Raw genomic sequence first — 24975 nt, forward strand, 5'->3', positions numbered from 1 at the left:
TATGAAAAAACTACTGATCGCACTGTTTTTGTTTCCCGTGACGCTGGTCGTGGCGGTTCCGTCTGCAAAGCCCCGGTTGGGCGAGGCTCCGGTCCGGAAGATCGTTGCGGCTATGAGCCTTGAGGAGAAGGCCGGCCTGCTGGTGGGAACCTCAATGGAGGGTTACGCTGGCGAGGGCGCTGTAACGGGCCGCACGTTGAAAACAGTTCCCGGTTCGGCCGGAACTACCCGCTCTTTGGAATCCTACGGCATTCCGACAACGGTGATGGCCGACGGTCCTGCGGGCCTTCGTATCGATCCGGAACGTGCAGGAGATGCACGGACTTATTTCTGTACGGCTTTTCCGATCGGCACGATGCTCGCCTCGACCTGGGACGAGGCGGCTATTGAACGCTGTGGCGCAGCGATGGGTAACGAGGTGCTCGAATATGGCTGCGACGTGATTCTCGGTCCGGGTATGAACATCCACCGCCATCCGCTCTGCGGCCGCAATTTCGAATATTATTCCGAGGACCCGTTGCTGAGCGGCAAATGCGGCGCGGCGATGGTGCGGGGCATTCAGTCGCAAGGCGTAGGGACTTCGGTCAAGCACTTTGCGGCCAACAACCAAGAGTCGATGCGCTTACAGAATGACGCCCGGGTGTCGCAACGTGCGTTGCGTGAGATTTATCTGCGAGGATTCGAGATCGCCGTCAAGGAGGGGCGTCCGTGGACGGTCATGTCGTCCTACAATCGTATCAACGGACCTTATACGCAGGAGAGCCGCGAGTTGCTGACCACTGTTCTGCACGACGAATGGGGCTACGAAGGTCTTGTCGTGTCGGACTGGATCGGAAAACGTAACACCGTGGCACAAGTACATGCCGGCAACGACCTGATGATGCCGGGAGAACCGGCTCAGGCGAGAGAGATTGTAGAAGCGGTGCGCAGCGGGAGACTCGCCGAGGCGGATGTTGACCGGTGTGTGACCCGTGTACTCGAATATATTCTGCGGACGCCCCGTTTCCGGAAACAAGCCGTGTCGGAGACTCCCGACTTGGAAGCACATGCTGCCGTATCGCGTCAGGTGGCAGCGGAAGGCATGGTTTTGCTCCGCAACGAAGGCGCTGCTTTACCACTTGCCGCAGGATGTAATCTCTCGGTGTTCGGAGTCAATGCCTATGACTGCATTGCCGGAGGTACGGGCGCCGGACACGTCAACAAAGCCTATACGGTCGATTTGGACGAAGGTTTGCGCAACGCCGGATTCCGGCTTAACACCCGTACGGCAGATCTCTATGCAAAATACATGTCTTTCGGTGAGGCACTGCTCGCGGAGCAGAACGCCCTGCGTTATTTGGGCGAAAAGTGGTTTGTCCCCGAAACGACGCTGACGCCGGAATTCATCGCTTCGCGTGCGGCGGACAGCGATGCGGCCATCGTTGCCTTAGGCCGCAATTCGGGTGAATACAACGATCGTCCTACATCGGATTTCTACCTGACGGAAGCCGAACGGGAACTGCTCGAATCGGTCTGCTCGGCGTTTCATGCCGCGGGTAAGAAGGTGGTCGTGGTGCTCAATATCGGCGGCGTGATCGAAACCATGTCGTGGAAGGAACTTCCCGACGCTATCTTGTTGGCCTGGCAGGGAGGTTTGGAAGCCGGGAATGCCATGGCTGATGTTTTGAGCGGCCGCGTATCGCCTTCGGGAAGGCTGCCGATGACTTTTCCGGCGGATTATTCGGATCATCCGTCATCGAAGAATTTTCCGCTCGACTATCGGGGGCGCTGCGGCGATTGGGCCGACGACGCCCCGGAACGGCACCTGCGAAACCTGGGATTCACTTGTTACGAGGAGGATATCTGGGTGGGTTACCGCTATTTCTCGACCCATGCTCCGGAGGCGGTGTCCTATCCTTTCGGCTATGGTTTGGGGTATACGACCTTCGAGTGGACGGATGCGGCCGTCAGGCGTTCCGGGACGGATTATGCGGTAACGCTCCGTGTAACCAATACAGGTTCGCGCGCCGGACGGGAGGTCGTTGAACTTTATGTTGCAGCCCCGCAAGGGGCGCTGCCGAAGCCCGTGCGCGAATTGAGGGCTTTTGCCAAAAGCCGGGAATTGCAGCCCGGGGAGTCGCAGGCGCTGACCCTTCGTTTCGCGGCTGCCGATCTGGCCTCGTTCGACGAGCGTATTTCGGCGTTTGTCGTCGATTCGGGGCGCTATATGGCCGAACTGGGGCGTTCTGCCGACGACATTGTCCAGCGGCTGCCTTTTGTCGCCAAAGCTTCCGAGCGCAAGGTGCATGACGTACTGAAACCGCAGGAGCCCCTGCGACGACTCAAATTCTGATGCAATGAAAATAATAGCTTGTTTGTTGATTTGTATGGGCTGCAATGCGCTGTTTGCAGCAGTGCCGCCCGCTATCCGGCCCGATGCGAAGATCGAAACCCGGATTGAAAAGATACTCGGCCGCCTGACGCTTGAAGAGAAAATCGGCCAAATGTGTCAGTTGACCGTCAGCATGGTGACCGATATGAATGATTCCGGGCATCCGTTCATCAGCGATGAGCTGCTCGATACGGTCATCGGACATTACAAAGTCGGGTCGATTCTCAACGTACCGTTCGATGAGGCGCAGTCCCGGGAGGCATGGACGCAGATTATCGGTAGGATTCAGCGTCGTTCGCTCGACTGCCTGGGGATTCCCTGCATTTACGGTGTCGATCAAATGCACGGTGCTTCCTACACCCGCGGTGCAACCTTTTTTCCGCAGGGGATCAACATGGGTGCCGCGCTGAACTGTGAACTGATGCGCCGTTCGTCGGAGATTTCGGCTTATGAAACCCGTGCCTGTGCCATTCCGTGGAATTTTGCGCCGGTGATGGATTTGGGACGCGATCCCCGATGGTCGAGGATGTGGGAGAGTTACGGAGAGGATGTTTGTGTCAATTCCCGGTTGGCGGCGGCTTCCGTGCGCGGTTTGCAGGGCGATGATCCCAATCGGATCGGGATGTATCGGGTGGCTGCTTGTTTGAAGCATTTCATGGCCTACGGCGTCCCCGTGTCGGGCAAGGACCGAACGCCTTCGTCCGTTACGCGCAACGCCCTGCGCGAAAAATATTTTGCCCCCTTTCTCGAATGTATCCGGGCCGGGGCGCTGTCGTTGATGGTCAACTCGTCCAACAACGACGGTATGCCCTTTCATGCCAACCGCGAGTTGCTCACGGGGTGGTTGAAGGAAGAACTGAACTGGGACGGGGTGATCGTTACGGATTGGAATGATATTTACAATCTATATGAGCGGGATCATATCGCCGAGAGCCGCAAGGATGCGGTTCGGATCGCTATAAATGCCGGGATCGATATGGCCATGGTCCCTTTGGACCGGGATTTCTGCGTCTATCTCCGTGAACTGGTCGAGGAAGGGCTGGTTTCCGAAAGACGCATCGATGATGCCGTTTGTCGGATTTTGCGGTTGAAAATGCGCATCGGGCTGTTCGAAGAGCCGTTCCCGGACACTTCGAAGTTCGATCGTTTCGCGAGTGATGAATTCGCCGCCGTGGCTTTGCAAGCTGCCGAAGAGTCGGAGGTGCTGCTCAAAAACGACGGAGGTCTGCTACCGCTCCCGAAGTCGGCGCGTATCCTGCTCACCGGCCCCAATGCCAATTTCATGCGCTGTCTCAACGGCGGCTGGTCTTACACCTGGCAGGGTGAGCGTTGCGATGAGTTTGCAGATCGTTACAATACGATTTACGAGGCCTTGGCGCGTAAATTCGATCATGTTACCTGGATTCCAGGCGTAGAATACGGCACCCCCTCGGAGAATTGGCAGGTGGAGCGTGTGCGGGGAATCGGCGAAGCAGTCTCGGCAGCGGCCGATGCAGACGTGATTGTCGTCTGCATCGGCGAGAACTCCTATTGTGAAACTCCGGGCAACATGAATGATCTGAACTTGTCGCAAAACCAGAAAAAACTGGTCCGCGAACTGGCGTCTACGGGGAAACCCCTCGTATTGGTGTTGAACGAGGGACGGCCGCGTCTGATCGGCGATATAGAGCCGTTGGCGCAGGCTGTCGTCGATATCCTGCTGCCCGGCAATTACGGGGGTGACGCACTGGCCAATCTGCTTGCCGGGGATGCGAACTTCAGCGCCCGGCTTCCCTTTACCTATCCGCGCTGGCCCGATGCGTTGGCCACCTATGACTACAAACCCTGTCAGAAAAGGGGTACGATGGAGGGCGAATACAACTACGATGCCGTGATGGACGTGCAATGGCCTTTCTGCCACGGATTGAGTTACACTACATTCGAATACGGAAATCTGCGGGCTAACCTTACGGAATTTCGGGCCGGAGATACGCTTTCGTTCACGGTCGATATCTCCAATACAGGCGACTGCGCGGGCAAGGAGGCCGTATTGCTCTGGTCGAGCGATTTGGTGGCAAGCCTGACGCCTGACGTGATCCGGCTGCGCAATTTCGAGAAGATCTCCCTTGAACCGGGCGAAACCCGTACGGTGACGCTTTCGATACCGGCATCCGATCTGGCGTTTGTCGGTTATGACGGTCGCTGGCGGCTCGAAAAGGGCGATTTCCGGATCCGTATGGGTACGGAGACCCTGTTCGTCCGATGCGTGGAAACCCGGGTGTGGGACACCCCTAACATTCCCTGAAACCGTTCTAAAACATACCGATATGAAAAATGTTTTTTTTGCCGTCATGGCGCTTGCTGTTTCATTTACGGAAACCCGAGCGGCGGATTCTCCCGCGATCGTTCCCATGCCTCAGCACATCGCTTACGCAACTGGCGAAGGAGCGGTGCTCTCCGCCGGATCGCGGATCGCTGTACCCGGCGGGGCTAAAGCGTTGCGGAGTGTCGCGGAACTCTTTGTGCGGGATATTTGCCGGGAACATGGACTTCGGCTGAAAGTTTCCGGAATTTCCGAAAGCGGCATCGTACTCGGGATCGATCCGGCGCTCAGGGCGGAGGCCTATTCGCTCGACATCGGCCAAGGGCGTGTCGCCGTGACGGGCGGTTCCCCTTCGGGACTCTTCTACGGATTGCAGAGCTTGCGTCAACTTATCTCGCAGTATGGCATGCGACTTCCGGCAGTGCATGTGGAGGATGAACCTTGTTTCGCTTATCGCGGCGCCATGCTCGACTGCTGCCGTCATTTCTTCACGGTTGACGAGATCAAAACGTTCATCGACATATTGGCGCTCCACAAACTCAACCGTTTTCACTGGCATCTGACCGACGACCAGGGATGGCGTATCGAGATCAGGCATTATCCCGGATTGACGAAAGAGGGGTCACGGCGTGCCGAAACAGTCCTTGGACGCAATACGAATATCTACGACGGCATACCTTCGGGAGGATACTATACGCAGCGACAAATTCGTGACGTCGTAGCCTATGCGGCCGAACGGTTCATTACGGTCATCCCTGAAATCGAAATGCCGGGACATGCCTCGGCGGCACTGGCGGCCTATCCCTGGCTGGGGTGTGCCGGTGAGGGGTATATGGTACGGACGCGATGGGGCGTATTCCCGGAAGTTTATTGCGCGGGCAAGGATTCGACGTTCGAATTCATGGAGAACGTGCTTGCAGAGGTGTGTGAACTGTTTCCCTCGGAATATATCCATATCGGCGGGGATGAGTGTCCCAAACAGAGTTGGACGAGCTGTCCCGCCTGTCAGCAGCGTATCCGTAATGAGCGGTTAGAGCATGAAAACGAATTGCAGAGTTATTTTGTCCATCGGATTGAAAAATGGCTCAACGCCCGGGGGCGCAATCTGATCGGGTGGGACGAAATACTCGAAGGAGGGATTTCAAAGACGGCTACGATTATGTCGTGGCGCGGTGCCGATGGCGGCGTTGCCGCTGCCAAGGCCGGGAATCAGGTGATCATGACCCCCAACACGCATTGTTATCTCGATTATTTTCAGACGCAGGAGCCGGAGCGCCTCGAACCACTCGGTATCGGCGGTTACGTGCCGGTTCGTAAGGTTTATTCGTTCGATCCCTATGACCGTCTTTCTTCAGCGGAACAATCGTGTATTCAGGGAGTACAAGGGAATATATGGACGGAATATATCGCTTCTTTTGCCCATGCACAGCATATGGCCTTGCCGCGGCTGGCCGCATTAGCGGAGGTGGGATGGGCCTGCGACCGCCGCGATTTCGGGGATTTCACCCGGCGCATGACGGTATTCCGGAAACTTTACGACAAATGCGGCTATCGCTACGCCTCCTATTTCTTCGATGGAACGGGCGAATAAATCGGTCTACCGGTGCTAAATATACTGCGATGATGAACCCGAACAGACGACTTTTATCTTTGGACACCCTGCGGGGGGTCGATATGTTCTTTATTATGGGCTTTTCAGGGCTCGTGACCTCGTTGTGCGCACTGTGGCCCGGATCTTTTACCGATATGCTTGCGTCGCAGATGCAGCATGCGGCGTGGAATGGACTAACGATTCAAGACACGATCTTTCCTCTGTTTCTTTTTATCGCAGGCGTGGCGTTCCCCTTCTCGCTGGCCAAACAGCGTGCACGCGGATTCGGCAGAAAACGGATTCTGGACCGGATTTTCCGCCGCGGACTGATTCTTGCCCTGTTGGGAATGGTTTATAACGGGTTGTTCGAGCTCAATTTCTCCTCGTTGCGCATAGCAAGCGTGCTGGGACGGATCGGCTTGGCCTGGATGTTCGCCGCACTGCTCTGCGTGTATTGCAGCGTGAGAACTCGGATAGCTGTTGCCGGGATTATCCTAATAGGCTATTCACTGCTGCTCGGCCTGGTCGTAGCCCCCGATGCTCCGGTCGGTGCCGATCCGCTTTCGGTGGAGGGGTGTCTGGCCGGATGGATTGACCGACAGTACCTTCCCGGACACATCCTTTACGGGGCATTCGATCCGGAAGGGATATTGAGCACCCTGCCGGCAGTCGTATCGGCTCTATTCGGAATGTTCACCGGCGAATTTTTGCTCGATGGCCGGAGAGGGCTCTCTGGCTCTTGGAAAGCGTTCTATATGGCCGTCGCCGCACTGGCGATCACGACGGCGGGCTTGTGCTGGAATCTTATCATGCCGGTCAACAAGAATTTATGGAGCAGTTCGTTCACTTGCGTGGTCTCCGGTTATTCGCTGGGGATGACCGCCTTGTTTTATTACCTGATTGACGTGTGCGGGTACAAACGATGGACGTTCGTTTTCCGGGTTATCGGATTGAATTCCATTACGATTTATATGGCGCAGCGGATTATTCCACTGCGTTATGCGTCCGATTTTTTCGTCGGCGGACTTGCTTCTAAATGCAGTGAAACAGTAGGGGCGGTGATCTACGATATAGGTTATATCGTGCTCTGCTGGCTGTTTCTCTATTTCTTGTATCGAAAAAACACTTTCCTTAAGGTATGACCGGCAAATAGCCCGAAAATTACAATAACCTCATTTAAATAAATTTAGCATGAACCAAACTTTGAAGTTCTCGTTCCGGAACTTGTTTTTGTCCTGTGTGTGCTTGCTTCTGTTTGCATGCGGCGGGAATCCGGAGATAATTTCTCCCGACGGGCGCACACGCCTTTCGTTCGTGACGGGCGCCGACGGCTGCATGGCCTATACCGTCGAACGCGACGGCAAACCTTTGATCCTTCCTTCTGCCTTGGGCCTCGTGGTGCAAGAACGGAACCTCGCCGGCGGCTTTTCGGTACGGGAGATTGTGAAAAGGTCCGTGGACGAAACATGGACGCAGCCGTGGGGCGAAAATAAAATCCTGCGCGATTGCCACAACGAAATGACGGCGGTATTGAAAAACGACGACGGCGTGTTGCTGACGCTTCGTTTCCGGGCTTTTGACGACGGTGTGGCATTCCGCTATGAATGGGAGGTGCCGGACCTCGATTCGCTGACCGTCACCGATGAACTGACCGAATTCCGCTTCGCCGAAGACGGCGTGTCGTGGTCGATTCCTGGAAATTTCAACACCTATGAATTGTTGTATCGCGAACTGCCGGTTTCGGCCGTCGAAAACGCCAATACGCCTTTCACATTCCGTGTGGACGGCACATACGGTTCGATTCACGAAGCGGCGCTGTACGATTTCCCCGAAATGAATCTCTACCGGACCGATTCGCTGGCCTTCAAAGCCGAGTTGGCTCCGCTGCCTGACGGTATAAAGGCTCGTATTCCCTCGAAATTCATGACGGCGTGGCGGACGATCCAAGTGGGAGACAAAGCGGTGGACCTGATCAACTCGTCGCTGATCCTTAACCTGAACGAGCCTTCGAAGATTGCTGACACTTCGTGGATCAAACCGCAGAAATATATCGGCGTATGGTGGGGACTGCATCTCGGCACCCATACATGGACAATGGGACCCCGGCATGGAGCGACGACGGAGAATGCTCTGCGTCATATTGACTTCGCAGCGGCGAACAATATTCAGGGAGTGTTGTTCGAAGGGTGGAACGAAGGCTGGGAGAACTGGGGTAAAACGCAGCACTTCGATTATGTGAAGCCCTATGCAGATTTCGATCTCGACCGCATTGCCGCGTATGCCCGGGAGAAGAACATCGAGTTGTGGATGCACAATGAAACGGGTGGTAATATTCCTGAATATGAAGCGGCTCTGGAAACGGCTATGCAGCGCTATGCCGGATTGGGTGTGCATGCCGTCAAAACGGGATATGCCGGAGGCTTCAGGGACGGCCAGCTCCACCACTCGCAGTATGGCGTGCGGCACTACCAGCGTGTCGTCGAGACGGCGGCCCGTTATGGGATCGTCATCGATGCCCACGAGCCGATCAAGGATACGGGCATTCGCCGCACGTGGCCCAATATGATGACCCGGGAGGGGGCACGCGGCATGGAGTGGAACGCATGGTCGGAAGGGAACTCCGCGGAGTATCTCTGTACGCTGCCTTTCGTACGGCTCCTGAGCGGTCCGATGGATTATACGCCGGGGGTATTCGATCTTGATTACTCGCGCGTCCGGGGCCGGGAAACCGGAATGCAGGAGTGGAACGGCGACAACAATTCGTGTTGTATCAAGACTACGCTGGCACGTCAGATTGCCAACTGGGTGATTATTTATTCTCCGCTTCAGATGGCGTCCGATCTGATCGAAAACTACGAGGGACATCCGGCTTTCCAATTCTTCCGGGATTTCGATGCCGACTGTGACTGGTCCGAAGCATTGCAGGGTGAACCCGGCGAATATATTGTCGTCGTACGCCGTGCGGATGACAGTTTCTTCCTGGGCGCCGGCACGAACGATGAGCCCCGGACATTGACCCAGAAACTCGGCTTCCTGAAGTCCGGTATGACTTATACTGCAACGATCTATGCCGACGCTCCGGATTCTGCGGAGAATCCCGAAAACTATCGCATCGAAAAACGGACCGTGACTTCTGCCGATATGCTCGAAATTGCAATGACTGCCCGTGGCGGGCAGGCCGTGACGTTTGTTCCCGTAAATGAATAGAACCATGATGAGACTTGTTTTTTGGGTCGTGCTGCTGTCGGTCGTTCCGCTGTCGGTCGATGCCCGCAGCGAAGGGTGGGTAATTACCGCACGAGATACCACGGCTGATTATTTTGCCGTCGCCATGGCCAACGGAGAAATTGGCGTAGCCGTGGGTCGGGAGCCTTTTGCCCTCGGTTCTGTGATTCTGGGAGGGAGTTATGAGCCGGGGTTCGGAGATGATGTGAGTCGTATTCTGGAAGGGATCAATCCGCTGGGGTTGACAATGGCTGTCGATGGTCATCGGTTCGATCCGTCGGAGGTCCGTCCACAGCATCAGTCGGTCGATATGCGGCGTGCAGTGCACACGACCCGTTTTTCAACGGACGGTGTGACGGTCGTCTATCGTATACGGGCCTTGCGGAACATGCCTTACGCTCTTATGACAGAAGTGGAAGTGACGGCGGAACGCGATGCAGAGGTTCTTTTTTCAAACGGTCATACCGTTCCCGGAGAGTTCGCCGACACCCTGCGGGAGTCGCGCACGGTCGGATGTGAGGACGGCAGCCGTATTGCCGTACAGCGCACTTCCGGCAGTTACAACCGCGGCCGCGACCATATTGTGGCTTCGTCGACTTTTCTTTGCGGTGAAGGGTGCGAAGCGGTCTCACCGGAAAGCGTGAGGATTGTTCTGCGCAAGGGCGGCCGGGCGTCGTTCTCCCTTGTGGGAACAATCTGTACTACAGCCGCTTTCGCCGACCCGTGGAATGAATCGGAAAGGCAGGCTATTTATGCAGCCCGGGAGGGAGCGGCGCAACTCGTTGCGGCACACGAACGGAAATGGGCGGAGTTGTGGCAGGGCGATATCGAGATCGAAGGCGATCCCACGGCACAGTTGGATGTGCGTTTCGCCTTGTTCAACCTTTACGGCTCTATCCGTGAAGGCAGTCGCCGGAGTATTCCGCCGATGGGCCTTTCGGCCCGGGGCTTTTACAACGGTCATATCTTCTGGGATTCTGAGATCTGGATGTATCCGGCGCTGCTGGTGCTCCGGCCCTGCCTGGCGCGCCAGATGCTCGATTACCGAACCGACGGACTCGATGCGGCCCGTCGTCGGGCCTACGCCCACGGCTATCGGGGCGCGATGTTCCCCTGGGAAGGGGATGACCGGGGCGAGGAGGCTACGCCGACCTTTGCCCTCACCGGTCCGCTCGAACATCATATTACAGCCGATATCGCCATCGCCAGCTGGAACTATTACTGTGTGACGCAGGACCGGGAGTGGCTGCGCCGCGAGGGTTTCCCGCTGATGCGCGAGGCTGCACGTTTCTGGTGCGATCGCGTTACGGCGAATGCCGACGGCAGCTACTCGATCCGCAATGTGATCGGAGCCAACGAATACGCCGTCGGCGTCACGGACAATGCCTTTACCAACGGCGCGGCCCGCCGGGCACTGGAGTACGCTTCGGCTGCGGCGGAGCTTTGCGGCGAGCGTCCCGATCCGCAGTGGAGTGCAGTAGCCGCGGGCCTTCGCATCCCGCACTTCGCCGACGGAACGACGCGCGAGCATGCCGGCTACGACGGCGAGATGATCAAACAGGCCGATGCCAACCTGCTGGGCTATCCGCTGGGCATCGTGACCGGACGCGAAGCTCAGTTGCGCGATCTGGAATACTACGAGCGCCGAATCGATCCGCGTAACGGTCCGGCGATGAGTTACTCGGTTTTTGCGATTCAGTATGCCCGGCTCGGAATGGCCGAAAAAGCCTGCGAAATGTTCCGTCGCTCCTACTTGCCCAACCTGCGGCCGCCGTTCGGGGTGTTTGCCGAAACGGCCACCAGCGGCAATCCCTATTTCATGACGGGTGCGGGCGGCATGTTGCAGGCCGTGCTGTTCGGATTCGGCGGGCTGGAGATTACGGCGGACGGTCTCGTGCAGCGCCCGTCTGTCCTGCCGCCGCAATGGAAGAATCTGAGAATCAAAATAAATGGTAAAATCTATCAGGCAACGAACCAATAAATATTCCGATGAAAAAGACAATGCTTTTTTTGCTGCTTGCGTTCTGTTTCTCGAACTCGGTCCAGGCCGGTCAGGATGCAGTATCTATCAAACTGATTTCTTTCAATATGCGTACCAGTTGGGGGCGCGACGGCGACAACAGTTGGCCGAACCGTCGTCACGCCACGGCGCAAATGCTCCGGCAGGAGGCTCCCGATGTGATGGGCGTGCAGGAAGCCATGCAAGACCAGTTGTATTACATCGACACCGAATGTCCCCGGTATGCCCGTGTCGGCGAAGATCGTGACGGCGGGGCCGAAGGCGGCGAAACGATGGCGGTGTTCTACCTCCGCGACCGGTTCGAACTGCTGGACAGCGGCACCTTCTGGATCAGCGAGACTCCCGACAACGTGTCGCGCGGATGGGATGCCGCCTGCAACCGCACGGTAACATGGGTCGAATTGCGCGACAAGAGTTCGGGCAAAGAGTTTTTCTATTTCAACACTCACCTCGACCACCAAGGGAAAATTGCCCGTGAGGAGGGCGTGAAACTGATCGTGACGAAGATTCGACAGATTGCCGGTAAGAAAGCGGCGGTTATCTTGGGCGGAGACCTTAATACATCCATTGACAATCCGCATCTCAAGCCGTTGACCAGACTGATGGCTTCGGCACGCGATACAGCGGCGGAAACCGATCAAAAGGGAACATTCAATGGTTTCGGATCGGCTCCGGACACGATTATTCTCGATCATCTTTTCTACCGCGGCAGGATGAAATGTCGAAAGTTCGTCACCCTCGACGGCGATTACGGGGCGCCTTACATTTCGGATCACTATCCGATAGCAATGGTTTTTACGCTCTGAAAGCGACGAGGCCGATTCGTCGAACCGGCCTCGTCGTACCGTCCGGAATTTGAACTCCGTTATCGGAGAGCCTGGATCAGTCCGGTTCGAGCGTCCGGTATTTCATCGAGCGGATAGTACCGGTGGATGATCGTTCGATCCTTGATGACAATAATCCGTACTCCCGAAGGAGCGTCTCCCAACGGTCGGCCCACGGCACTCGTGGTTATCATTCCGATGTTGTCGTACGATGTCTCCGCGTTGTCGTGCAAATGTCCCGTAAAGACGGTTTGCACACCGGTTTCCCGGAACAGTTCGAAATATCTCCGGCGTTTTTCCGGCGAAATGGTCGAATAGCCGTCCGGTTCGTCGATTTGCCGGAGAAAGAACGGGTGGTGTGCGAAGACAAGAGATGTCCGGCTGGGCCTTTTCTTTTTGAGCGAACGGGCCAGCCACCGGAACTGATTCTCTTCTTTCGAGGGGTCCCGGGTTTCGTCTTTCAGGTAATCCGAGTTGATTCCGGTCAGTAGGATCCCGTTCACACGCACACAGAAGCGGTCGATTCCGAGGTGTTTCGTGTAGGGTTCCACATCGACGGAACCCTCTTCCAGCCGGACGTCGTGGTTGCCCGGGAGATAAAGGGTCTTGATGCGGGGATTTATTTCTGCGACGATCCGCAGGAATTCCGTCCATTGGCTCTCGTCCGCTGCATTGTGCACGTAATCGCCGGTGAAGACGACGACATCGGGGCGGAGCCTGTTTATTGCTTCGACGGTTTTTGTGAGGGTGCGGGTTTCATAGGCCATGTCGCGGTTGTCGGCATAGAACCCCATCTGGGGGTCCGAAACCTGCATGATGATCGTGACCGGAGATTTTTCCCTTGCGGATGTGAGTGCGGCCGTCAGACAGCAAAGAGTTGTTAAAATGATCTTTTTCATTGGATTATAGATGAATGCATAGCCAAAAATAACGAATGGGTTGCCGAAATCCAAAAAAAAACGAAGGAATCCCACTTTATTTTCCTTACGGTGTTTTTCCGGTAAAATTTCGACCTTTTTTCTAAATAAGAGAAGAATTTTGTATCGGCATTTCAACCGAAACTACTTTATCTGAAAATTGTAAAATGAAACATGCTCATGACACACGTTTACGACATTACTTCTTATCCCGTTCTCTATTTGTAGTCGGGTCCCATCTCTACGAATCGCTAATGTTTGATCCCAGAAAATCATGAAATGTATTAAGATTGATAATATGTTGCGGACTGCGCGGTTGATTATGCTCGCCGTGTTGTCCGGAGGTATTTTCGCGGTTCCTTGCGGAATATATGCACAGTCTGCTCCCCGAACGGTTTCCGGTACTGTCACCGATGCGGCCACCGGAGAACCGCTGATCGGAGCCACCGTACAGGTAAAAGGTGTGACCATCGGTACTACGACGGACCTGAACGGAATGTTTTCGATCAACCTGCCGGCAAACCGGAAAACACTGCTTTTCTCCTATGTCGGGTATGAAGCCCAGGAGATTGCGGTTGGCCGTGAGAATTATCTCAACGTGGCGTTGAAACAGGACGCCAATGCGTTGGACGAAGTTGTGGTGGTGGGTTACGGCCAGCAAAAGAAAGGCATGCTGGTGAGCTCGGTACAGTCCATCGCTCCCGCGGAACTGCGGATGCCTTCGTCGAGTTTGTCGACCGGGTTTGCCGGACGCCTGGCCGGTGTGATCGCCGTGCAGCGCAATGGACAGCCCGGTGCCGACCAGGCGGATTTCTGGATACGCGGTATCTCCACGTTCGGTTCCGCGACCAAGCCGTTGATCATCCTTGACGGTGTGGCTATCGACGCGAATGAACTGAACGGGCTGGACCCGGAGATTATCGAGAGTTTTTCGGTGCTCAAGGATGCTACGGCGACCGCTCTCTATGGTTCGCGGGGAGCCAACGGCGTGATGATCGTTACGACGAAGAACGGTAAGAATCTGGATAAGCCGGTCATTAATTTTCGCTTCGAGACGGCTCTTTCGACTCCGACGAGCCGCCCGGAAACGGTCGATGCGGTGACCTACATGCAGATGTACAACGAGTCGGTTCTGACGCGCGGTACGGGGCAGATTCCTTATACGCAGGCGAAGATCGACGGTACGCGGGCCGGCAGCAACAAATATATCTATCCGGATGTGGATTGGTACGATGAGATGTTTAAAAATTTGGCAGTCAACGAAAACTTTAACTTCAATATCCGCGGCGGCAGTTCGAGGGTCGATTACTTCATGAGCGCCACCGTCCGTCACGAGGAAGGTATGTTGAAGAACCTGAGCCGGGATTACTTCTCCTATAACAACAATTACTCGGTTTGGCGTTACGCTTTCCAGAACAATGTCAACGTCAATCTTACGAAGTCTACCAAAGTGTCGCTGAAAATCAACACCCAGCTCCGGGATACGCACGGGCCGGTGAAAAGCAGCGAAAACATTTTCGGAATGATCATGAACGGCAATCCCGCCGATATGCCGATAACCTTTCCCGACGATCCGACGGTAAACCATATCCGTTGGGGCGGCAAAGCCATGGTGAAGAATCCCGTGGCTGAAATGGTTACCGGCTACAAAGACGAGTTCCAGAGCGTATTGAACGCCAATCTGAGTCTGGATCAGAATTTCGATTTCATCACCGAAGGGCTTTCCGCTTCGGCGCTGATCTCTTTCAAGAACTATTCCTATACCCAGACATCGCGTTCGGCAGGTTATAATTCCTACGAAATTTCGGGTACGCATACGGGCGATGACGGATTGGAAGACTATGATCTGGAGATCCGCGGCAACGAGCAAAGTACGACACTCGCCACCTCCAGCAGTACTGACGGAGACCGCAAGATATATATCCAGGGAATGATCAACTATAACCGCAGTTTCGGCCGTCATGACGTGAGTGCTATGGTCGTGTATAATCAGGAGGAGACTGCGCTCGGAAATCCCGGTAGTCTGTTCAGTTCTTTGCCCAAGCGTAAACAGGGCCTTGCGGGCCGTCTGACCTACGGGTACGACAACCGTTACCTCATCGAGGCCAATTTCGGATACAACGGCAGTGAGAATTTCGCCGAGGGACGGCGCTTCGGCTTTTTCCCTTCGGTGGCCGTGGGATACGTGGTCAGTCAGGAGAAATTTTGGGCGCCTATCAAGAAGGCCGTCTCTTATTTCAAACTCCGCGGTTCGTACGGTCTTGTGGGCAACGACAGCGAGGAGACGCGTTTCATGTACATGTCGGACCTCTCCCTTTCCGGAGCCGGATATACGACGGGCGCCGACGGGGAGTATACGCTGAGCGGTCCCGTTTACAACCGTTTCGAGAATAAGAAGATCACTTGGGAAACCGGAGAAAAACTCAATGTCGGTGTCGATCTGCAATTTTATAACCGACTGAATGTAATGGTCGATCTGTTTCAGGAGGTCCGGAGCGGTATTTTCCTGGAACGCGGCACAGTTCCGGCTTTTCTCGGAACGGCTACGACAAAAGTGTACGGCAATCTGGGTAAGGTGAGAAATCGCGGTTTGGATCTCTCGATGGATTATACCCATCAGATCGGCAAGGATTTCTTCATTTCTGCCAAAGGAACCTTCACCTTCGCCCGCAACCGGGTGCTCGAACAGGATGAGCCGGATTACCTGCAGTATCCCAATCTTTCGCGGGTCGGCCGTTCGGTCAATTCGTTCCTGCTTTATGAGGCGCAACGCCTGTTTATCGACAATAACGAGGTGAAATACAGTCCTGAACAACTGCTGGGCGGTGAAATCATGGCCGGCGACATCAAATACGTCAACCAGCCCGATGCGAACGGCAACTACGACAACACGATCAATTCGAACGACCGTATTTATGCAGGGTATCCCGAAGTGCCGGAGATCGTCTACGGGTTCGGGTTTTCAGCGCAGTGGAAAGGACTCGATTTCTCGGTCTTCTTCCAGGGTACGGCCAATACGTCGCTCGTGATGAGCGGATTCCATCCGTTCGGTATCAATAACAATGTCAAGCGCAACGTCATGCAGTTCGTCGCCGACGATTACTGGAGCGAAAGCAATCCGAATATCTATGCGGCCTATCCGCGGTTGAGCGTCGTGGAATACGGCAACAACACGGTTGCCTCGACCTACTGGCTCCGCGACGCGTCGTTCCTGAAACTGAAAAACGCGGAGATCGGCTATACCTACAAGAAAATGCGTTTCTACATCAGCGGATCGAACCTGCTGACCTTCTCGAAATTCAAGTTGTGGGACCCCGAACAGGGCGGCGGATCGGGACTGAAATATCCGACCCAGCGGGTTTTCAACATTGGAATCCAGATGACGTTATAAAATAAATTCCAAACGAAATCCTATGAAATATTACACACATATTCTATCCCTGATTTTATCTGCCGCATTCCTGTTTCAGGCGTGCAGTTATCTGGACGTAGTCCCCGATGAGACGCCGGACGAGAAAGACGCCTTCCAGAACCCGACGATGGCCGAACGCTATCTCTATTCCTGTTATTCGTTCCTGCCCAATCCGCGTCACGAAACAGCTTCGCTGGACCTGATGACGGCCGACGAGGTGGTGACCCCGTGGGAACACGAGACCTTCGCCAACTTCCCGAAGGGAAACTACAACGCCAGCGAACCGGTGATCTCCTACTGGAATACGCTTTTCGGAGGTATCAGGCGGTGCTACATCTTGCTGGAAAATATCGACGCGGTGCCCAACATGACGGAGGCGAATCTCCGGATTTACAAAGGAGAGGCGAAATTCCTGATCGCTTATTACCATTTCCTGCTTTTGAAGAACTACGGTCCGATTCCGCTTATCAAGGGCGTCATGTCCATCGATATGGACAAGGCGGACTTCCCCGAGCGGGACAGTTACGACGTATGTGTGCAGTGGATCTCTGACCTGTTCGACGAAGCGGCCGGGATGCTGCCGGCAGAGCAGACCTCCACGGCCTACGGCCGGGCCACGAGCGTTGCTGCCAAAGCGCTGAAATCACGGTTGTGGCTCTATGCCGCTTCCCCGCTCTTCAACGGGAACAGCGAATACTATGCAAATTTCGTCAGCAAGGTGGACGGGCGCCATCTGATCAGCCAGACTTATTCGGAGGCAAAATGGGAAAAGGCGGCTTCCGCAGCCGAGGAGGCCATTGAGGTCGCTAAGGCCGCAGGTTATAAACTCTATACCGAAAGTCCGGTGGTTACGTCGAGGTTCGCCCAACCGACCGATCCCGTGCATCGGGTGCTCCGTCTGAATTTCATGGATTACAACACTTCGAAAGAGGTGCTGTGGGCCGACACCCGAAAAGAGGGTCACTATGGGTTGCAATACAAGTCCACTCCCTATCGCGTGGGTCCGTCATCGGGCAACGGTGTCGGCGTGACATTGACGATGGTCGAGATGTTCTATTCCAAAAACGGACTTCCGATCGATCTCGACCCGGAATACGACTATACCGGGAGGTACCGTTACGGGGAGTATCATAACGATGTCTGCGACGGTGTGACCATGAACCTGAATATCGATCGTGAACCCCGCTTCTATGCGTGGGTGGCTTTCCAGAACGGGTATTACGAAGTGCTCCGTCGCGACGGAGCTGACGACAACGCGAACATCGTGCAGACGAAGTTCCGCAAAAACGATGTTTTCGGCATCAAGGAGCGCACGACGAACTACACCCCTACGGGATACCTCAATAAGAAGGGTTGTTCGCCGCTCTACAACAACATTCAGGAGGATGTTGCCGCTCCGCATTATCCGTGGCCGGTGATTCGCATGGCAGAGCTGTACCTGAATCTTGCGGAGGCTTATGCCAACTTGGGACGGATTGACGAAGCGGCAGCAGCGCTGAAACCGGTCCGCGAACGGGCGGGACTGGACCCGGTAGACGAGGCTTTCGAAAAGGCGGGGCTGACGCTTGGACGCGACGAAATGATCCGCATGGCACGTCAGGAGCGGACTATCGAACTTTATCTGGAGGGGCACCGCTTCTGGGATGTGCGCCGTTGGAAAGAGGGCGACAAGTATTTCAACGTCCGCCCCAAAGGCATGAATTACAACGGGGAGTCCGATGCCGATTTCTTCCGGGTGACCGAAGTGATCGTCCAGCGCAAGTTCATGACTCCGATGCATTACCTGATGCCGATACCCAAGGATGACATCAACAAGAACGAACGAAAGTTCGTCCAGAATCCGGGTTATTGACAGAATCACGAATTTGAAAAACTGCATCTATGAAAAGCATATATAAAATACTGTTGCTCTTTACCTGTTCGTGCGGCGTTTCGTGCGGCGGGGACGATGAGCCGGCCATGACGGCGCTCGCCGTACAGGGAATCCGCGCCGAGGCATTTCCGGGAGCGATCCGACTGACATGGAATCCGGTCGAGAACAGCGACTTCCTCTATACCGAGGTTTCGTATTACGATTTCGGCACGCAGACGACAGTCTCGAAGCAGTGCAGCCGCTATACCGGTACCCTCTACATTGACGGACTGCTGAACAGATATGGGAAGTACCGTTTCACATTTACGGCTTACGATGTAAACGGAACGCCCGGGCAACCCGTCTATATCGAACGGCAGTGTGAAAAGGCCGAGTCCTATTATGTGGTTGTTGCGGAGAATCCGATCCCGCTCGCAGCCGACCAGTTGGCTACCAATGCCCAGGAGCCGAGCGAAGGCCCCCTGGAATTGCTTGTGGATGGAAATCCGGATACTTTTTTCCAGAGTTTCTGGGATGAGTGGACCTATCCCGAATTGAAGCCTGCGGGTTACCATTACCTGACTTTCGATCTTCGCAAGGAGGTTTCAGCGTTTAAATTCCAATATTGGAACCGTAAGAAAGCGAACGGTTCGCTGCCCAAGACCGTGAATATTTACGGCAGTCCGGATGGCGAAACGTGGGCGTTGCTGGCCCAATTGGATAACCTGCCCGGTGATCTGGGTTCCTCCTACACTTCGGAGTTGTTTCTGCCGGAAGAACCTATTTCCCATGTAAAATACGAGGTGGTGAAAGGAACCGATGTCTACCAGCCCTATTTTTCACTCGCAGAGATCGAATTTTACGAGGTCGTGCGGGAATTGGTCGATCCCGAAGCCGAATGACAATCATAATTGAAAAAGCAACGATAAAGATGAAAAAACTCTTGAAATACATATTGCTGCTAATTTATGTCGCATTGATGCCTGCTTGTGGGGAAGATTCCGGACTGGACGGCGTATTTGCGAATAAGCCTTTTGCCCTGGTGACCGCTGCCGACGGCGGGCGGACTTCCATTTCGGCGGTCATCGACGACGGCAAGCGGACGATCCGTCTGACTTTCGACAAAAAGCGGGATGTGGATGCCGTGGAGTTGACGTTCCAGTTGAATCCCGGGTATGCGATGGTTTCTCCGAAGGAACCGGAGACGACGATGGACCTGACGCAACCCCGAACCGTGACGGTCAGCTCGGGAGCCGGGGAGGTCTCCTACGAAATCTCAGCCCGGAACGAAACTCCGGTCTTGTCGGCCTCTTTCCTGTTTCGCGGGAAACCGATCGAGGGAGTGATTGACCATGAGACGAGGACGGTTTCGTTCCCGATCACGACGATCTATGCTTCGGAATATCCGGAGGAGCTGTTGGGTGCCGTACCGCTGGATATCACGCTTTCCGACGGCTATCGGCCGACAAGCGAAAAGGTTTCGTACGACCTTTCGACCGGGGAGAGTTTTTCCGTTTACAAAGGCCGCAATACGTACACTTATAGACTGGTTGCCGACATTGCTCCGATATCGGTGGCAGATCATCTCTCTGACTTCCGGTTTCGGCGCGGCGTGAACCTCGCTTATTGGATGACGGAAGCCGATCGTGACTGGTTGGGCTATGTCATGCCCGCTCAATTCCCGTTGTGGAAAGAGTTGGGATTCGACCATTTCCGGGTTCCCGTCGACGAGCTGTGCATCTTTGACCGGGAGGGGCAGTTTAACGAAAAGGCCGTCGGGAAATTACACGAACTTTTTACATGGTGCGAGCAAAACGGCATGTATGCGATTCTCGACATGCACACACTGGCTCCCCGTGAAGGCTCGGACAGTTACCGGGAGGAGGAGTTGTACGACCCTGCCTATCCCGAATTTCGCACCCATTTCGTAAATGTTTGGCGAAAACTTGCTGCGGAATTCAAGGCTCACAATCCGAAGTGCGTGGCCTTTGAACTGCTGAACGAACCGCATGACGGGACACCCGACGCAACTGGTTGGAATAAGCTCCAGAATGAGGTTCTGACGGCAGTCCGAGAGCAGGACCCCGAACGGATCGTATTCGTCCCGGCAATGGGCTGGCAGGACTACAACTACATCAAGTATGCACGGGTGGCCGAGGAAGATCCCAATGCGGTTGTGTCGTTCCATTATTATCTCCCGATGCTGCTGTCGCATTATAAGATGCTGGCGTGGGTCGGCTATCAGGGAGCCGTGCAATATCCGGGGGTGGTCATTCCCACTCAGTCGGATGCTGACAAATACCCGCAGTATGCCTCTTTTCACAAAACGACCTACAATGCCGACCGGATTATGGGTGAAATGTCCAATGCGGCGTCCGACGGTCGGAATGCCGGACTTGCGGTACATTGCGGCGAATTCGGATGCAGTAAAAACGTCGCGGAAGCGATGCGTTTGGCGTGGTTCACGGATATGGTGGCTGCCATGGAGGCAAATAATATTCCATGGACGCTTTGGGAGTGCCTCGACGGCGGATTCGGATTTGTCGATATGGAATATGGCATTTACCGGATCAACTGTCCTCTGCTGAAAGTGTTGACCGGCAAGGAATTGACCGATGCAGAGGCGAAAGCTCTGCTGCAAAAGTATGGATTTAAAACCGAATAGGAATGTTGTTGAAGATTGCACAGGGCGTATTCTGGATACTTGCTGTTTGCCTGATGCCCGGAACGGCCTATGGGGAGGGCCGGGACGTCCTGCCCGGAAACGCCGCCTATAAGGTCGAGGTTTTTCGGGGCGGAACCTGGGAGGAGATTTTCGTTTACAATGCCCGGGTTTCCGATTATGCCGGCAATCCCGAGGCGGGATATACCCAGTATACAATGGGGTTCGCCTTGTTTACGGACTCGTTTCGGCAGTCGTTGAAGGTCCGCGTGACCCGCCGTGCGGGGACGTTTTCGAAAGTGGAGATTCGTCCGCTCTCTTACGGCATCGTGCCCGACGTGCAGACCCCGAACAGCGTCGAGTTCGAACTGGGCGATCCCGCGCAAAAGGTTTCGGTGGAGTTCGACGGCAATCGGATGGAGAACCTCTTCATCCTGCCCGACCTGCCCGACACGGCGATCCCGATGGGTGCCAATGTAACTTATTTCGGTCCCGGGGTGCACAATGCGGGTGTGATCCGTATTGCGAATGAAAGCGGCCGTATTCTCTATCTCGATGAAGGGGCGGTCGTGCTGGGACGGATCGAGGCTGAAAATGCCGCCAACCTTACAATTCGAGGACGAGGTGTTTTCTGTTCGTCGCAGGAGGATCACGGCGCCGGCCGGCGGCCGCAGATGGAGTTCCGCAATTGCGACAATCTGAAGATCGAGGGCATCCTGCTGCGCGACACGCCGAACTGGACGCTCAAGATCGTCGGGAGCACGGGCGTGCATATCGACAATATCAAGGAGATCGGCTGGATCATGAACTCCGACGGCATGGATTTCATCTGCTGCCGCGATGTGCTGGTCGAAAACACCTTCCAGCGTAACTACGACGATAACGTGACCATCAAGGCTTTCAATGCCACGCCCGAATACATCGCTTCCCATACGAATACCGACGGCTCCTATTCCGACGGGGCGATCTGGATGGTTGCCGGGCTTCGCGATTTCGAGGTCTGCAACTACGAGATCCGCAACTGCGTTTTCTGGGCCGACAAGGCGCACAATATGCTCGTAGGCCCCGAGGCGCGGGGCATTGCATTCCGGAATATCCGGTTCCACGACAACATTGTGCTGGAAAACCGTCAGGACGACGGGATTTATCCCGGGGCAATGGCGGTGATGATCGCCGACGACGGCACGTTCGAGGACATTGCGTTCGAAAACATCATTGTCGAGGACATCGACGGCGGAAAGGTTTTCTGCGCGCACTTCACCAACGCCTGGGCGTTCGACGGACTTTATGGACAATGGGCCCGGAACATCACCCTGCGCAACATCGCCTATACCGGTACGCGGGCGACTCCGAGCTGGATCAGAGGACGCAACGACGCGCAGTCGATCGACGGAGTGACGATCGGGAACTTCACGGTCAACGGCACGCCGGTAACCGACGGATCGGGCCCCCATCTGGAGATCAATGAATATGTCCGAAACGTAACGTTCGAATAGACTTTTGTCATGAGAAGAATCTTAATAACCTCTCTTGCCCTGTGTACGGCCGCGCTGTCAGCCGCCTGCTCCGACTCCGCGTGCGATTCGGACTTGGTTGCGGGCGGAATGGCTATGGTGCGGGCCGTACCGCAGTCCGTGACTGCGGAGGCCGCCTATGCCCACCGTGTCTGCCTGATCCGTGAAGGCGTTGTTGCGCAGTCCGTCTCTGCGGCATCCGCCGCGGCGCTCGCACCGTTTCGGGTAGAGCCGGGAACCTATGGAATGCTGGCGGTTGCTGCTGCGGACGAGGATAATCTGACCTTTCCGGCAGCGGAGGGGATCGCTCTGTCGGAGTACGGCGTCCGGATAACGGACATGACCGCTCCGATTCCCGACCTGCTGATCGGGTGCAACAGCCGTTTCGAAGCCGTCGCCGGATCGGTTTCGGCTCCGGTCGGGATGAAGCGGGCCGTGGCTCACCTTACGGTGACTGTCGTGGGGCTGGAAGCGCTCTCCTGCGAAAGTATCACGGTCTCGATTCCCCGGATGTACGACCGGATCGCCTCCGACGGAACGCCCGGAAACAGCGGGGCTGAATTTTCCGAAAAGGCGATCGTGCTGGCTCGGAACAGCGCGGGACGTTATGTCGGCCAGGCCGTCGTCCTGCCGACTGACACAGCCTCCGCGACGTTGGAGTTCCGCTTCACGATCAACGGAAAGAATTATGTTTCCGTGCAGGAAACGCGTATCGAGGCTAATCGGAAATACGCGCTTTCGGTCGCGGCGAAATTTAAGGACGATACCGACCTGAAACTTACGCCCGTGATCAGCTATCTCCCCTGGGACGCTCCGACGACGATTCCCGACGACGGGCTGCCCGCCATGGACGACCGTCCGGCCAATGACGATTTCACGGTGGAGATTTTCCGCAACGGATGCTGGGAAGAGATTTTCGTGTACAATGCCGAAGTTTCGGACTATGCCGCCAATCCGGCTGCGGGGTACGTCCAGCATGACATGGGCTTTGCAATGTTCACCGATGCGTTCGCCGCTCCGTTGAAGGTCCGTGTGACCCGCCGTGCGGGGACGTTTTCGAAAGTGGAGATTCGTCCGCTTTCTTACGGCATCGTGCCCAACGTGCAGACCCCGAACAGCGTCGAGTTCGAACTGGACGATCCCGCGCAAAAGGTTTCGGTGGAGTTCGACGACAACCGGATGGAGAACCTCTTCATCCTGCCCGACCTGCCCGACACGGCGATCCCGACGGGTGCCAACGTAACTTATTTCGGTCCCGGCATTCATAATATGGGGCGCAAGGAGATTCTCTATAAGGATAATCAGACGATCTATCTCGACGAGGGAGCGCTGGTCTACGGCAGCATCTATGCCAAGAGATGCCGCAACTTGACGATCCGGGGGCGGGGCATCCTCTGTTCGTCAAAGGAGAATCACGGTGACGGCCGCCAGCCGCAGATCGAAACCTTCGACTGCAACGGTTTCAAGGTCGAGGGCATCCTGCTGCGCGACACGCCGAACTGGACGCTCAAGATCGTCGGAAGCACGGGCGTGCATATCGACAACATCAAGGAGATCGGCTGGATCATGAACTCCGACGGCATGGATTTCATCTGCTGCCGCAATGTACTGGTCGAGAATACGTTCCAGCGCAACTACGACGACAACGTGACTATCAAGGCCTTCAACGGAAAGACCGATTACGTCACCGCGCACACCGCCTCCGACGGATCGTTCACCGACGCTTCCATCTGGACGGTCTATTATCTGGCGCAGAACAAGTTTGATGTCTACGATTACGAGATCCGCAATTGTGTTTTCTGGGCCGACAAGGCGCACAACATGCTCGTCGGTCCCGAGGCGCGGGGCATTGCATTCCGGAATATCCGGTTCCACGACAACATCGTGCTGGAAAACCGTCAGAACGACGGGATCTATCCCGGAGCGATGGCGGTGATGATCGCCGATAACGGCACGTTCGAGGATATTGCGTTCGAAAACATCATTGTCGAGGACATCGACGGCGGAAAGGTTTTCTGCGCGCACTTCACCAACGCCTGGGCGTTCGACGGACTTTATGGACAATGGGCCCGGAACATCACCCTGCGCAACATCGCCTATACCGGTACGCGGGCGACTCCGAGCTGGATCAGAGGACGCAGCGACGCGCAGTCGATCGACGGAGTGACGATCGGGAACTTCACGGTCAACGGCGCGCCGGTAACCGACGGATCGGGGCCTCATCTGGAGATAAACGGATACGTCCGGAACGTGACGTTCGAATAACCGCCTGAAATCAATAAAAA

General features: G+C 55.5%; 14 protein-coding genes. 13 read left to right on the forward strand and 1 reads right to left on the reverse strand.

The window, feature by feature from the left end:
* The first annotated feature begins 1 nt into the window (after position 1).
* From ALFI_RS05270 to ALFI_RS05300, 7 genes are read left to right on the forward strand one after another with little or no spacing between them, the layout of a single operon-like run.
* A complete protein-coding gene (locus ALFI_RS05270; protein WP_014775054.1) occupies positions 2–2332 on the forward strand; it encodes a beta-glucosidase family protein in 2331 nt (776 codons plus the stop codon).
* A gap of 34 nt (positions 2333–2366) precedes the next feature.
* Positions 2367–4655, forward strand: a complete 2289-nt coding sequence (locus ALFI_RS05275; RefSeq protein ID WP_042493330.1) for a glycoside hydrolase family 3 protein — start codon at positions 2367–2369, stop codon at positions 4653–4655.
* Positions 4656–4677: 22 nt separating this feature from the next.
* On the forward strand, positions 4678–6264 hold the full coding sequence (locus ALFI_RS05280; RefSeq protein ID WP_014775056.1) for a beta-N-acetylhexosaminidase: 1587 nt from the start codon (positions 4678–4680) through the stop codon (positions 6262–6264).
* Positions 6265–6296: 32 nt separating this feature from the next.
* Positions 6297–7406: an acyltransferase family protein gene (locus ALFI_RS05285; RefSeq protein WP_014775057.1), complete on the forward strand. Its 1110-nt coding sequence runs from the start codon at positions 6297–6299 to the stop codon at positions 7404–7406.
* Between the two features lie 49 nt (positions 7407–7455).
* Positions 7456–9471 (forward strand): glycoside hydrolase family 97 protein, encoded by a 2016-nt coding sequence (locus ALFI_RS05290; RefSeq protein ID WP_014775058.1) that lies wholly within the window; start codon positions 7456–7458, stop codon positions 9469–9471.
* A gap of 4 nt (positions 9472–9475) precedes the next feature.
* Positions 9476–11470, forward strand: a complete 1995-nt coding sequence (locus ALFI_RS05295; protein WP_014775059.1) for a glycoside hydrolase family 65 protein — start codon at positions 9476–9478, stop codon at positions 11468–11470.
* 8 nt (positions 11471–11478) lie between these two features.
* Positions 11479–12315: an endonuclease/exonuclease/phosphatase family protein gene (locus ALFI_RS05300; RefSeq protein WP_009599127.1), complete on the forward strand. Its 837-nt coding sequence runs from the start codon at positions 11479–11481 to the stop codon at positions 12313–12315.
* Between the two features lie 59 nt (positions 12316–12374).
* On the opposite strand, the gene ALFI_RS05305 is transcribed toward ALFI_RS05300, so the two are convergent.
* Positions 12375–13232, reverse strand: coding sequence for a metallophosphoesterase (locus ALFI_RS05305; protein ID WP_244076206.1), 858 nt, complete (start codon positions 13230–13232; stop codon positions 12375–12377).
* A 340-nt stretch (positions 13233–13572) separates the two neighbouring features.
* On the opposite strand from ALFI_RS05305, the gene ALFI_RS05310 reads away from it, so the two are divergent.
* Genes ALFI_RS05310 through ALFI_RS17380 form a run of 6 tightly spaced genes read left to right on the forward strand, consistent with a single transcriptional unit; the run spans position 13573 to position 24955 of the window.
* Entirely contained in the window at positions 13573–16641 is a 3069-nt protein-coding gene (locus ALFI_RS05310; RefSeq protein WP_009599108.1) for a SusC/RagA family TonB-linked outer membrane protein, read from the forward strand.
* A gap of 22 nt (positions 16642–16663) precedes the next feature.
* On the forward strand, positions 16664–18514 hold the full coding sequence (locus ALFI_RS05315; RefSeq protein WP_009599100.1) for a RagB/SusD family nutrient uptake outer membrane protein: 1851 nt from the start codon (positions 16664–16666) through the stop codon (positions 18512–18514).
* Between the two features lie 29 nt (positions 18515–18543).
* Positions 18544–19416 carry a discoidin domain-containing protein gene (locus ALFI_RS05320; protein WP_014775062.1) on the forward strand — a complete coding sequence of 291 codons (873 nt, stop codon included), beginning with the start codon at positions 18544–18546 and terminating at the stop codon, positions 19414–19416.
* A gap of 29 nt (positions 19417–19445) precedes the next feature.
* Positions 19446–21179, forward strand: a complete 1734-nt coding sequence (locus tag ALFI_RS05325) for a glycoside hydrolase family 5 protein (protein WP_014775063.1) — start codon at positions 19446–19448, stop codon at positions 21177–21179.
* A gap of 2 nt (positions 21180–21181) precedes the next feature.
* Complete coding sequence (locus ALFI_RS05330; protein ID WP_014775064.1) at positions 21182–22672, forward strand: glycosyl hydrolase family 28 protein; 1491 nt, start codon at positions 21182–21184, stop codon at positions 22670–22672.
* Positions 22673–22681: 9 nt separating this feature from the next.
* Positions 22682–24955 (forward strand): glycosyl hydrolase family 28 protein, encoded by a 2274-nt coding sequence (locus ALFI_RS17380; RefSeq protein WP_014775065.1) that lies wholly within the window; start codon positions 22682–22684, stop codon positions 24953–24955.
* Positions 24956–24975 lie beyond the last annotated feature (20 nt).

The organism is Alistipes finegoldii DSM 17242 (assembly GCF_000265365.1).
GTDB classification, from domain to species: Bacteria; Bacteroidota; Bacteroidia; order Bacteroidales; family Rikenellaceae; genus Alistipes; species Alistipes finegoldii.

Bases quoted from the DNA above. Each gene is read 5' to 3' on its own strand.
- ALFI_RS05315 (WP_009599100.1), top strand. From the start codon at position 16,664: ATGAAATATTACACACATATTCTATCCCTGATTTTATCTGCCGCATTC.
- ALFI_RS05280 (WP_014775056.1), top strand. From the start codon at position 4,678: ATGAAAAATGTTTTTTTTGCCGTCATGGCGCTTGCTGTTTCATTTACG.
- ALFI_RS05330 (WP_014775064.1), top strand. From the start codon at position 21,182: ATGTTGTTGAAGATTGCACAGGGCGTATTCTGGATACTTGCTGTTTGC.
- ALFI_RS05270 (WP_014775054.1), top strand. From the start codon at position 2: ATGAAAAAACTACTGATCGCACTGTTTTTGTTTCCCGTGACGCTGGTC.
- ALFI_RS17380 (WP_014775065.1), top strand. From the start codon at position 22,682: ATGAGAAGAATCTTAATAACCTCTCTTGCCCTGTGTACGGCCGCGCTG.
- ALFI_RS05290 (WP_014775058.1), top strand. From the start codon at position 7,456: ATGAACCAAACTTTGAAGTTCTCGTTCCGGAACTTGTTTTTGTCCTGT.
- ALFI_RS05285 (WP_014775057.1), top strand. From the start codon at position 6,297: ATGAACCCGAACAGACGACTTTTATCTTTGGACACCCTGCGGGGGGTC.
- ALFI_RS05295 (WP_014775059.1), top strand. From the start codon at position 9,476: ATGATGAGACTTGTTTTTTGGGTCGTGCTGCTGTCGGTCGTTCCGCTG.
- ALFI_RS05320 (WP_014775062.1), top strand. From the start codon at position 18,544: ATGAAAAGCATATATAAAATACTGTTGCTCTTTACCTGTTCGTGCGGC.
- ALFI_RS05305 (WP_244076206.1), bottom strand. From the start codon at position 13,232: ATGAAAAAGATCATTTTAACAACTCTTTGCTGTCTGACGGCCGCACTC.
- ALFI_RS05275 (WP_042493330.1), top strand. From the start codon at position 2,367: ATGGGCTGCAATGCGCTGTTTGCAGCAGTGCCGCCCGCTATCCGGCCC.
- ALFI_RS05325 (WP_014775063.1), top strand. From the start codon at position 19,446: ATGAAAAAACTCTTGAAATACATATTGCTGCTAATTTATGTCGCATTG.
- ALFI_RS05310 (WP_009599108.1), top strand. From the start codon at position 13,573: ATGCTCGCCGTGTTGTCCGGAGGTATTTTCGCGGTTCCTTGCGGAATA.
- ALFI_RS05300 (WP_009599127.1), top strand. From the start codon at position 11,479: ATGAAAAAGACAATGCTTTTTTTGCTGCTTGCGTTCTGTTTCTCGAAC.